At 34.0% G+C, this 12,468-nt stretch carries 10 protein-coding genes; 1 reads left to right on the forward strand and 9 read right to left on the reverse strand.

Annotated elements, in window-relative coordinates:
* Positions 1-242: 242 nt before the first annotated feature.
* The 8 genes from GJU43_RS05185 to ffh all read right to left on the reverse strand — a co-directional run bounded on the left by GJU43_RS05185 (position 243) and on the right by ffh (position 10,299).
* The gene (locus GJU43_RS05185; RefSeq protein WP_154339762.1) at positions 243-1,532 is read right to left on the reverse strand and encodes an HlyD family secretion protein; all 1,290 of its coding nucleotides are present in this window, start codon (positions 1,530-1,532) and stop codon (positions 243-245) included.
* 13 nt (positions 1,533-1,545) lie between these two features.
* Positions 1,546-3,768: a peptidase domain-containing ABC transporter gene (locus tag GJU43_RS05190; protein WP_154339763.1), complete on the reverse strand. Its 2,223-nt coding sequence runs from the start codon at positions 3,766-3,768 to the stop codon at positions 1,546-1,548.
* Positions 3,769-3,942: 174 nt separating this feature from the next.
* Positions 3,943-5,331, reverse strand: coding sequence for a DUF4173 domain-containing protein (locus tag GJU43_RS05195; RefSeq protein WP_154339764.1), 1,389 nt, complete (start codon positions 5,329-5,331; stop codon positions 3,943-3,945).
* A gap of 58 nt (positions 5,332-5,389) precedes the next feature.
* Positions 5,390-5,680: a transcriptional regulator gene (locus tag GJU43_RS05200; protein WP_134150603.1), complete on the reverse strand. Its 291-nt coding sequence runs from the start codon at positions 5,678-5,680 to the stop codon at positions 5,390-5,392.
* Between the two features lie 4 nt (positions 5,681-5,684).
* Positions 5,685-6,299: a hypothetical protein gene (locus GJU43_RS05205; RefSeq protein WP_154339765.1), complete on the reverse strand. Its 615-nt coding sequence runs from the start codon at positions 6,297-6,299 to the stop codon at positions 5,685-5,687.
* Between the two features lie 313 nt (positions 6,300-6,612).
* Positions 6,613-7,563, reverse strand: coding sequence for a magnesium transporter CorA family protein (locus GJU43_RS05210; RefSeq protein ID WP_370455499.1), 951 nt, complete (start codon positions 7,561-7,563; stop codon positions 6,613-6,615).
* 368 nt (positions 7,564-7,931) lie between these two features.
* A complete protein-coding gene (locus GJU43_RS05215) occupies positions 7,932-8,816 on the reverse strand; it encodes a bifunctional 5,10-methylenetetrahydrofolate dehydrogenase/5,10-methenyltetrahydrofolate cyclohydrolase (RefSeq protein WP_154339766.1) in 885 nt (294 codons plus the stop codon).
* A gap of 130 nt (positions 8,817-8,946) precedes the next feature.
* Positions 8,947-10,299 (reverse strand): signal recognition particle protein, encoded by a 1,353-nt coding sequence (ffh, locus tag GJU43_RS05220; RefSeq protein WP_154339767.1) that lies wholly within the window; start codon positions 10,297-10,299, stop codon positions 8,947-8,949.
* Between the two features lie 278 nt (positions 10,300-10,577).
* Between ffh and GJU43_RS05225 the strand changes: the two genes are divergently transcribed.
* Positions 10,578-10,808 carry a hypothetical protein gene (locus tag GJU43_RS05225; protein WP_154339768.1) on the forward strand — a complete coding sequence of 77 codons (231 nt, stop codon included), beginning with the start codon at positions 10,578-10,580 and terminating at the stop codon, positions 10,806-10,808.
* On the opposite strand, the gene GJU43_RS05230 is transcribed toward GJU43_RS05225, so the two are convergent.
* The gene (locus tag GJU43_RS05230) at positions 10,789-12,468 is read right to left on the reverse strand and encodes an MBOAT family protein (RefSeq protein WP_154339769.1); all 1,680 of its coding nucleotides are present in this window, start codon (positions 12,466-12,468) and stop codon (positions 10,789-10,791) included. The genes GJU43_RS05225 and GJU43_RS05230 overlap by 20 nt on opposite strands.

The raw sequence follows: 12,468 nt of genomic DNA on the forward strand, positions 1-12,468 counted from the left end.
CCTCTTGAAGTTATTGGTCCACCAACAACTGATTCTAATTGTTGATTTGTTAATGGTTTGAAAACTTTAGTCGATTTAACCTGAGTTCCCTTTTTTGTAATGGTACTTTTTGTTTTCATATTATATTACTTTGTTAGAATTAATACACGAAACTTATTTTATACGCTATGTTGAAAATATAAATATAAACAAATAAAGATCTAGTGCTGTAATTTTCTTATTGTATTTTATGGCTTTATCTGTTAAAATTTCAGGTTTCTTCTAAAACTATAAAAAATTCTTTGAGCAAAAGTCAGGTTCTCAGTTATAATCTCAGCAGAAGCAAGCATTCCGTTTCTAAAGTTCAATTGCTGTCCATTTGTAGTTTTTCCATTATTTAACAAATTCACTGCTGCATAAAAATAAGCATCATCACTAGAAGGAATTTTAGCTATGGATTGAACTTTACCTTCAACCATCCCATACTCTTCATAAGGATAGCCTTTAAATTTAATTAAAACGGTTTGTCCTATTTTAACTTTTCCAAAATTATCCTGCGGAATTTTAATTTCTCCTTTATATTTATTTTTCGGACTGGAAACATACATTATTTCTGTATTTGCCTTGAAATTTGTTTTTTCCTGTATGAGATTAATAAAGTTTATTTCGCCATCATTTGGCGAATAAAAAACATAACGGTTGTTCCATTCTGCAATTACGCTTCTTAGTGTATTAAGTGATTGTTTGAAAATTTCTTTTTGTTGTGTTGCTAATTTGGTTAGGTCTAAAATTTCTTTTTCTTTAGTTCTAATTAAAATGGTATTATTAATTAATTCTGTTTCTATCAAATTTATCGGCTCTTTTTTAGACAACAATTTACTTTCTTCTCTAAATAAATCAGCATCGGCAATTACACTGCTTTTGTGCAAAGTTTTATTCATTTGATATTCTCTTTCCTGAAGTTTCAAATCCTGATAAAGAACTTGTTTCTGATTTTGTAGATTATGAGATAAAATATTTAATTCTTTAATGTCAATTTTTAAAAGACCTTGAATTTGTTTATAATATTTGTCGCTAAATAATGATAAAGTCTGCACGTATGTCTCCTGAAAGTTTTGATAACTAGTTTGTATTTCTCCCAAATTCTGATACTCTTTTAAATGAATCTGTTTTAAATCAACCAAATCATGATTTTTTATAAATTCTACCATTTCATTTAATTCCTTATTAAGTAGAGAAACTTCTTCATATTTAGCTGTACTTTCAACATAACCCAAAACCTGATTTTTTACTACTTTCTGATTATCCTTAACAAAAATTCGCTCTATTCTTCCGTTTATTTTTATAATTACAGGTTTAGGAACGACAAGAGCATTAAGCCTACATTCAGCATTTACTACTGAAGGGTACTGCAAGAAGCAAGTCATTACAAATAAAGCCAGTAGAACAGCACAAATAATAAAACTTCCCCAGCGAACTAATCTATTTGGTATTTGTTCCAGATAATCTCTTACAACCTCACTTTGAATATCTATTTTTCCAGTTTTTGACATATTTCGATAATTTTTAATCTCCTAACTCTAATTGATTTTTTACTAATCCATAATAAAATCCTTTTTTGACAACTAATTCATTGTGATTGCCGCTTTCTACTATTTCTCCTTTATTAAGTACTATAATCTGATCTGCCTTTTTCACAGTACTTAGACGATGCGCAATTACCACTACGGTTTTATTCCCTTTTGAACCATTTTTAAAAAAATTATCAAGATTTCGCATAATTACAGTTTCATTGTTGGCATCTAACGATGAAGTAGCCTCATCAAAAAAAATATACTCAGGATTTTTATATACTGCTCTTGCAATTAATATTCTTTGCTTCTGCCCGCCGCTAATTCCAATGCCGCTTGATCCAATTTTAGTTTTATAACCATTGGGTAAATCTTCTATAAACTCAGCTATATTAGCTATTTCTGAAGCAAGCATTAGTTTCTTTTTATCAATCATTCCATTAATATCTGATTCACTTATATTTCTGGAAATAGAATCTGCAAAAATATATCCATCCTGCATTACTGCTCCACAATTTGCTCTCCAAAAATTAAATCCAAAACTCTTTAAATTAGTATTTCCGACGTAAATAGAACCACTAGTTGGCTCATTAAACTTTAGCAAAAGCTTTAAAAGAGTTGTCTTGCCGCTTCCGCTAGATCCAACAATTGCAGTAACTTTACCCTCAGGCAAAATAATATTGATGTTTTTTAAAACCATTTCAGAAGCTGAACTTCCATAACGAAAATTCAAATTCTCAATTCTTATCGATTTATCACCTGTAAACTCATTGATAAATTCCGTTTCTAAAGGCTCTTCATCAGCTTTATTATGTATTTCAGAAAGCCTTAGCAAACTTAATTTTGCATCTTGATAATTACGTATAAAACCTAAAAAATTATTTATAGGAACGTTCATTTGTCCAATTATATATTGTACCGATAACATGGTTCCTAATGTCATTTGCCCATCGATGACAGCTTTTGCAGCAATAAAACTAATTATAATATTTTTTAACTGGTCAATAAATTTACCTCCTTCGTTTTGTGTTTGAGTCAGGACTAAATTTTTTATGTTTAATTTAAAAAGTCTTGTTTGCAATGCTTCCCAATCCCAGCGTCGTCTTTTTTCAGATCCATTAAGTTTAATTTCCTGCATACCGTCAATCAATTGAATAGTTGTATTTTGATTACTGGCAGCCTGATCAAAATAACGGAAATCCATTTCTGCTCTTCGTTTCATAAATAACAATATCCATACTATATAAAAAGCAGATCCAATAATAAAAACTATAAATAGGAATAAATTAAAATATGCCAGTATAAAACTAAATACTACGAGAGTTAAAGTTGAAAATAAAACATCGAGAGTAGTTGTAGACAAAAAGGTTTGAATTCTATTGTTATCGTTTATTCTTTGAAGAATATCACCAGTGGCCCGACTATCAAAGTATATAATTGGAAGCTTCATTAATTTGATAATAAAATCAGATAACATTCGCAAATTCATGCGACTCGTTACATGCAAAACAATCCAATTTCGAGTAATATTAAGCGCAGACTGCGATATAAATAAAACTATTTGAGCAATTAATATTAAATAAATAAAATTAATATTACGGGTATTAATTCCAGTATCAACTATTTGTTGCGTCAAAAAAGGGAATATTAATTGTAAAAATGTACCGAACAATAGTCCTAATAAAACTTGGGCAATATATTTTTGATGGGGTTTAAAATACTTATTTAAAAAAGAAAGAAGATTCGTTTTTGTTGTGCTATTATTGTCACTTTCATAAAAAAGAGGAGTTGGCTCTAAAGTCAATAATAATCCTTCCGAATCTTCATTTATATTTTTAGAAGAAAGCCATCCTTTTAAAAAGTCCTTTTTAGAATAGGTTATCAAATCAAAGTTTGCAGGATCGCCAACGATTACTTTGTTGTTACTAATTTTATAAACTACAGCATAATGTCTTTGACGCCAATGTACAATGCATGGCAAGGATAATTCTTCTGCAAGATCATTAAATGTAACACTCAATCCCATAGTTGCAAGACCTAATTTTTCTGCTGCATCTACTAAACCTGCAAAAGTAGTGCCTTGTCCATTTATAAAAGAAATCTCTCTTAGATAAGCCAGATCTACATTTTTACCATGAAACTTACAAACCATTTTCAAAGAAGTTGGACCACAATCCATAAAATCATATTGATGAAAATGCGGGAATTTTTTTTTCATATTTATTTTTAATATTTTCTAATAAACAAACATAAATTCTCATTCCCTATTACATATTATAAAGCAGTAAAAAAATAAATGTTAGATATTTAAAATCAAATATAACAAAGATATCCTTAATAAATTTTGGCGTTATCTAAAAATCCCATTCAAAACAGAATGGGATTTCTAAAATTATTTTTTCGAACTTATAAATTCGTAGTACAGGGCTTTCGATAAAAAAGTTTTTTCCTGATAACTCTGAATTTCTTCTTCTCGTGCATCATCCACAAATAATACATCCAGATTGTGGCTTGAAAAATAGGCTCTTCGGGCTTCATCATTAAAGTTCAAACTACTCAAAAACCTGGGCTCGACTCCTTTGTTTACCGAAATATTATACGTTGTAATCAGATTTCCCCAATTGACAAAACTGCACAAAAGAACGGTTCCGTAAAAATACCAGACCATCTGATTGAAAAGATAGGCATTGGTTTTCTGGTTTTTGATTTTTAAAAAAGCATATACTAATCCGATAATCGCCAGAATCAGGAAAGCATACACCCCCAGTCTTTTATAAGTCAGTCCGAAAAACGAAACATATTCTGAGTTTTTAATGATTGTACTTGCGATCAGAATTCCGTTTAATACCAGCCAGAGTTTTGCAAGTCGTTTCAGGTTCACTGCTTTTTCATCGAAATTAAATCCTCCTTTAAAGTAGAATAAGATCACACCAACCGCCATCACGATAGAGAAAATAACGGCATTTACTCTTTCATGCGTTGCGGCACTTAGTTCAGCCGTTTTAATTACTTCAAAAAACTGTTCGTAATTGTAGGTCGCAATAAAAATTAAAAGCATCATATTTAAAAGTAGCAACGTGATTTCACCGCTTTTTCTTTCGAAATCCAAATCAAGAAAGGAAAAGGTATTTTGATTCCTGATCTGATCTGCATTACTGAACTCATTGTCGAGCATTGGATTTTTATCATAACATACTTCCGGAACCCAGTAATTCCAGAAAGAAAAGGAAATATAAAATCCCAGAATACTAATCACAATGATTTGCACGATATCAATATCTAAAGTGTAATCGGTAAAAAGGGAAGAGAAATGATCGCTTCCAAAAGAATACACTACAAAAAACAGCATTAAGAAGACTGCCGGAATCATAACATACGCTACGAGTTTCTTCGCAATATTATTATTGATTTTCCTTTGCGGAAGCCATTGGCTAAACATGAAAATACGCCCTAATGAAGCAAATGCATTTAAAAACACCAACGGAAAAACCTGAATCATCTTTAGCTTTTTTTCCTGCGTTTTAAACTGCAGAAAAAGCACGGACATAGTCAGGGCTAAAAAAGAAACAAAATCGCCATACCAGGCAAAAGCAAGACAGGAAAGCACCGATGTAATTACCAAAACCAAATAGGAACGGTCTGTAAACCGATCCTGAAAGTAATAACAAATTAAACCTGTTAACACCAGACCAAAAATAGCGAGATTAACCCCTACTGACTCGTTGTAAAAAAGCAGTATAAAAAGAATACTGCAGACTAAGATAAAATGGATTTTTTTCATGATATAAAATTTAAAAGTACTTTGTGTTTCAAAGTAATTAGATAAAAAAATAGTGTTATTAGAATTTCATTAATTTTTCAAGACTATTCAAATGCTCCTTAAAGGCAGCGCGGCCAAGATCTGTAACCTTGTAGGATGTTTTGGGTTTTTTACCCACAAATTCTTTTTTAACTTCAATGTATTGCGCTTTCTCAAGTGCCGAGGAATGACTTGCTAAATTACCATCGGTGATGTTCAAAAGCGTTTTCATTTCGGTGAAGTCAATCCACTCGTTCACGATCAGAATAGACATGATACCTAATCTGACGCGGCTTTCGAAATCTTTATTTAATTTATCAATGATTCCCATTGGTTTACCTGTATTTTTTGAACATGATTAATCCATACAAAATATGTAAAACACCAAATCCTAAAATCCAGAAAATCAAACCATATCCCAGAAAAAATAAAGAGATGAACCCTAAAATCAATTCACAAAAACCCAAATACTTTACATCCGAAAAGGTATACTTCTCTGCATTTACCAAAGCCAGACCGTAGAAGATTAACGTAGCCGGAGCTACTAAAACGTAGATTCCGTGATAAATCAGTGCCAGACAAAAAATACCTCCTGCGAGTAACGGAACAGCCAGATTGAACAACATGTTTTTTGTTGCTGTTGTCCAGACCGGTAAATTGTATTTTTTACTTTTGCGAAGTGTAAAGAATATACCAAAGGTAAAGGCACATACTAAAATAACGATTCCAATATAGATTAATTCTGATACCAGATTAACCGAATATAATTTATGCTCGCCGTCAAAATATTCTACTCCATTGACTTTAAACAACTGGTAAACATATAATCCTCCAATTAAAGCTGAAAGTCCGGCAAAGACTCCTGAAAGTCCGCTTAAGGATATAAATCTGGAAGAGCGCTCCATCATGGAACGAATATGTGATAAATCTTCTTGGTGCTTCTGATTCATGATTAAAGTACTTTGTACTGCAAAGTTATATTTTATTTTGAATTGACAAACAAAAATGTGTTTTTATTTACCATCTGGAAAATTAACCGCTGAAAATTGTAAGCTTTCTTAAAAGGGAGTCATCCGGAACCTGCAGTTGCGTGAGGGATAGGAGCCGTCCGCCGCGGCGGAGCGGATAGCGCGACCGTATTGGGGAAAGGCGCGTATATGCGGTACGAAGGGAGCGCCTTTCTCCAATACGGTCACGCCCAAATATAAACACAAAAGCCCATTCTGTTGAACGGGCTTTGTTGTGAAATTGCGAAAATATTGATCAGAACCATCTTCTGCGTTTGAATAAAAGCACACCAAAAACAGATAAGATAATCGAAACAAAAAGAAGAATCCAGATTCCGTATTTGCTTTCTTCCAGACCATTCGGCACATTCATCCCGTACAAACTGGCAATCAGCGTAGGAATCATTAAGATAATAGAAATAGAAGTCATCTGTTTCATTATATTATTCATGTTATTCGAAATCACCGAGGCGTAGGCATCCATCATTCCGGTCAGAATGTTACTGTAAATATTGGCGGTGTCCTGTGCCTGACTTAGCTCAATTTCTACATCTTCGAGTAAATCTAAATCGTAGTCTGCTTTATGCGCTTTCAGGTTTTTGATGCGTTGAAATAAAACGTCGTTTGCTTTTAAGGAAGTTATGAAAAAGACCAGACATTTTTCGATTTGAAGCAGGGCCTGCAATTCTTCATTTTTAATCGATTTTTCTAAATTATCTTCTGCCAGTTTTATTTTCTGATTGACTTGTTTCAGATATTTAAGGTACCAGACGCTTGACGAAAGTAATAATCGCAAAACAAGGTCGGGATTATCTTTAACTTCAATGTTTTTGCGCTGTGAATACAAAACGAAATCTGAAATAATTTCTGTTTTATAAAACGTAATGGTTACACAGATATCGTCTTTAAAAATTATACCCAGCGGAATGGTTTGAAAAGGCAGTTTAATGTCGTCACTTTTTATAGGAACGCGCATGATGATAAGTGTCCAGCCGTCTTCGATTTCGATACGGGGTCTTTCGTCAATGTCTTCGATATCATTGTAAAAGGCTTCGGGAATCTGAAGCTCTTCTAATACGTATTTTTTTTCTGTTTCTGATGGATTCTCAATGTTAATCCAGCAGTTTGGAGTCCATTTTGGGATTTCTACTAATCCGTTGTTGTTTGTGTAAAAGGCTTTCATTTCAAAAATACAGGGTGTTATCACAGCATTTTGAAATTTTCAAAAGCTGCTTTAATTTAATACTAACGAATCATAATCGTCCATTTGGAGAAGTGTTTTTTAAGTGGTGCAAAAGTATCTTTTATTTTTCAGACCCAAAACTTTAAAGTATTAATTATATATTAAAATGGAACTTTGGATTATTATTTAAACTCCAAATTCCAAATTCCAATTTTCCCACCGTAGCTCATGCCTTCTTTATTCTTTACAGGTTAAGTTGAGAGATTCTGGTTTCTATTTTGTATCCTTACAGAACTTAAATTCTACGTTTCTATGCTTAGAAATTGTAGTTATATAAAGCAAAAAAAAAGCCTGTTCAATAGAACAGGCTTTACTATACATTTTAGAGAAATTTATTTTCTCGCGCTTCTCATTTTGCGTGCTAAAAGCGTATTTTTCAACAACATTGCAATAGTCATTGGTCCTACTCCACCCGGAACAGGTGTAATAAAAGAGGCCTTTTTGCTTACTTCGCCAAAATCAACATCCCCTTTTATGACATAACCTTTTGAATTTGATGCATCCTCTACACGTGTAATTCCAACATCAATGATTACCACTCCGTCTTTTACCATATCACCTTTTAAGAATTCAGGAACTCCTAAAGCGGTAATGATAATATCGGCATTTTTAGTGAATTCTGCTAAGTTTTTAGTTCTGCTGTGTGTTAGTGTAACGGTTGAATCACCAGGATTACCTTTACGGCTCATTAAGATGCTCATCGGGCGTCCCACGATATGACTTCTTCCAATCACTACTGTATGTTTCCCGGCAGTTTCTACTTTATAACGCTCTAACAATTCCATGATTCCAAATGGTGTTGCCGGAATAAAACTTTCCATTTCAAGCGCCATTCTTCCAAAGTTGGTCGGGTGAAATCCGTCTACATCCTTGTCTGGATCGATCGCTAATAATATTTTTTGTTCGTCGATATGTTTTGGCAATGGTAACTGAACGATATATCCATCAAGGTTATCATCTTCGTTTAGTGCTGCAATTTTAGCTAATAAATCGGCTTCGGTAATGTCTTCAGGTAAAGCTACTAAAGTGGAATCGAAGCCAATTTGCTGGCAGGATTTCACTTTACTTCCTACGTAAGTTAAACTTGCTCCGTTGTTCCCTACGATTACTGCTGCCAAATGAGGTACTTTTCCTCCGGCATCTTTAATCGATTGAACTTCGGCTGCAATTTCGTTTTTGATGTCTTCAGCTGTTTTTTTACCGTCTAGTAGTTGCATTGTCTTTTAAGTTAAATGTTTTGAGTTAAAAGTGAGAAGTTAACTTCTTCTCTATTAGTACTGTATTTATAAAATTTAAGGTCTAAAATTCCAAGCAACCTGAAACTTTAAACCTTAAACAAAATTTTATTTATCTCGGCATTCCGCCTGGCATTCCTTTCATGCCTCCCATCATTTTCATCAGGTTTTTTCCACCCGGACCCTGCATCATTTTCATCATCTTGCTCATTTGGTCAAACTGCTTCATCAACTGATTTACCTGCTCGACTTTCGTTCCGGAACCTTTTGCGATCCTGGCTTTTCTTTTTACATCGATTATGGAAGGTTTACTTCTTTCGATCGGAGTCATCGAATGAATGATTGCTTCAATGTGTTTGAAAGCATCATCTTCGATTTCAACATCTTTCATGGCTTTTGAAGCACCCGGTATCATTCCAACCAGGTCTTTCATGTTACCCATTTTTTTAACCTGCTGGATTTGCGTTAAGAAATCATCAAAACCAAATTCGTTTTTGGCGATTTTCTTTTGAAGTTTTCTGGCTTCCTCTTCGTCAAACTGCTCCTGGGCTCTTTCAACAAGGGACACAACGTCTCCCATACCTAAAATACGCTCGGCCATACGATCCGGATAGAAAACATCAATTGCTTCCATTTTCTCTCCTGTACCGACAAATTTGATTGGTTTGTTTACAACCGATTTAATCGAGATTGCAGCTCCACCACGGGTATCACCATCTAATTTTGTTAGAATAACTCCATCAAAATTTAAGATATCGTTGAAAGTTTTTGCTGTATTTACGGCATCCTGTCCTGTCATAGCATCTACAACGAACAAGGTTTCCTGTGGCTGAATTGCTTTATGAACACGCGCAATTTCGTCCATCATTTCCTGGTCTACAGCCAAACGTCCGGCCGTATCGACGATCACTACGTTAAAACCGTTTGCCTTCGCATGTTTAATTGCATTTTGCGCAATTTCAACAGGATTTTTATTTTCCGGTTCTGAGTACACCTCAACACCTATCTGGTCTCCCACAACATGTAACTGATTGATCGCCGCTGGACGGTAGATATCACAAGCTACTAAAAGTGGTTTTTTGTTTTTCTTAGTTTTTAAAAAGTTGGCTAATTTTCCGGAGAAAGTCGTTTTACCGGAACCTTGCAAACCAGACATTAAAATAATGCTCGGATTTCCGGAAAGATTAATTCCGGCAACATCGCCACCCATTAATTCCGTTAGTTCATCTTTTACTAACTTTACTAATAACTGACCTGGCTGAAGCGTTGTTAAAACATCCTGACCTATTGCTTTTTCTTTTACTTTGGTCGTAAAATCTTTCGCAATTTTAAAGTTAACATCGGCATCTAACAGGGCACGACGAACTTCTTTTAAGGTATCGGCAACGTTTACTTCTGTAATTTTCCCGTGTCCTTTCAGTATATGGAACGCTTTATCTAACTTATCACTTAAATTATCAAACATATTATTTTGTTTATTTGAAGTGCAAAGATAATCTAATTAGATATTTCAGGCAATTTTTATTTAGCTGCATTTAACCGCAAGGCACGCAAAGTTTTCGCGCAAAGTTCGCTATGTTTTTTATTTGATCACAACGTTTATTTTTCTCGTAGATTTAGCAGATCGGCCAGATTATTTTTTAAAATTAAGGATGAAAAAATCAGCTAAATCTGCTAAATCTGCGGGAAACAAAAAAACGCAAAGAGTATAAAACCTTTGCGCCTTACTAACTTTGGCTTTTTTTGCACGCAAAGCTTTTGCGCAAAGTTCGCTATGTTTTTTATTTGATCACAACGTTTATTTTTCTCGCAGATTTAGCAGATCAGGCAGATTATTTTTTAAAATTAAGGATGAAAAAATCAGCTATATCTGCTAAATCTGCGGGAAACAAAAAAGCGCAAAGAATAAAACCTTTGCGCCTTTGTTACTTTGTTCCTTTGAACCTTTTTTCTACTAAAACTGAAAATAAATAAACGGCTGAGAACCTGCCACTGCTGTTGCATAAACAATCCAGTACACGAAACCTAAAATGATCGCTTTAAGCACTAAAGGAGTCCTGTCAAAAGTCCATTTTAGTTTTGTGGTGAATATTTCAGGCAAGAAATGCCAAACATAACCGAACAACATTAATAAGAATACATTTTTGTATCCTAAAACTATGACTTTCCATTGTTCCGGTTCGAAGGTCAGCTGACCAATATTATTGATAACCTGCAAGGCTGTTTCGAAATCGCGCGCACGGAAAAAGATCCAGCAGAAAACGACGAAGTGAAATGTGATCAGGATGGAGAAAAACTTCCAAAAGAAATTAGACCCTTCTTTTTTAGAAGGAAAAAGTTCCATGAAAATTTTATGAACTGCCAGTGCTAATCCGTGCAAGGCTCCCCAGATAATAAATTGTGCTCCGGCTCCGTGCCACAAGCCACCCAAAAGCATTGTAGTAAATAAATTAAAATTGGTTACAGTGGTCTGGTTTCGTTTTTTCGAAAGTAAAAATGTCAAAGCGAAAATAACGATGGAGCTGCCGGCAATAATTAAGGGAATTATGCTGACATTGATATTTGTAATTCCCCAAAGTAATAATCCGAAGAAAAATAAACTTGGAAATAAATAACCGGCAAAAGATCCTTCGCGGTTTCCTCCTATTGAAATATAAAGGAAATCCTTTAACCAGGTTGATAATGAAATATGCCATCTTCTCCAGAAATCGGTAATCGAAACCGACTTATAAGGTGTCCTAAAGTTGGCCGGCAATTTAAACCCTAACAATAAAGCAATTCCGATTGCCATATCTGAATATCCTGAAAAGTCACAGTAAATCTGGATGGCATAACCATAGGAAGCCATTAAATTTTCGAATGATGTATACGTCATCGGAGTATCAAAAACACGATCTACGAAGTTTACCGAGATATAATTTGAAATAACGGTTTTCTTGATCAATCCGCCAATGATAAGAAACAAAGCATTATTGACATCCTGTTTCGTAAGGTTCAGCTTTTGATAAATCTGCGGAAGAAAATCTTTCGCCCTTACGATTGGTCCCGCTACTAATTGCGGGAAGAAGGAAACGAAGAATAAATATTCGATGTAATTTTTTGTTGGCTTGATTTCTTCACGGTAAATTTCGATGATATAACTCATCGACTGAAAGGTATAAAACGAAATTCCGACCGGAAGAAAGACATTATGAAGCTCGAAATGACCACTGAACATATCATTGTAGGTCACAATCATAAAATTCATGTACTTAAAATAGCCCAGTAATCCTAAGTTCAGGATAACGCTTATGACCAGGTAAATTTTCTTTACAGTGTCTTTCTTTTCCCTGTAAATAATCTGGCTAAGGCCATAATCGACTACAGAAGAAAGCAGTAATAATAAAAAGTAAATTCCGCTTGACTTATAATAAAAGAAAAGTGAAAACAGAATAACGTATGTTAATCGTAAATAGAATGTTTTACGCAAAAATGCGTAAACAAAATAGAAAACCAGAAACAATCCAAGAAACAAACCTGTATTGAATAACAACTTTTCTTCCGGATTGTATATAAACCAACTCTTAACCTGCTCGATGGTTATTTCACCAAAATGATGAACAAACCAATCATTTATGCTATTACCTGTTATCAA

The sequence above is a fragment of the Flavobacterium sp. LC2016-23 genome, assembly GCF_009674775.1.
GTDB lineage: Bacteria > Bacteroidota > Bacteroidia > Flavobacteriales > Flavobacteriaceae > Flavobacterium.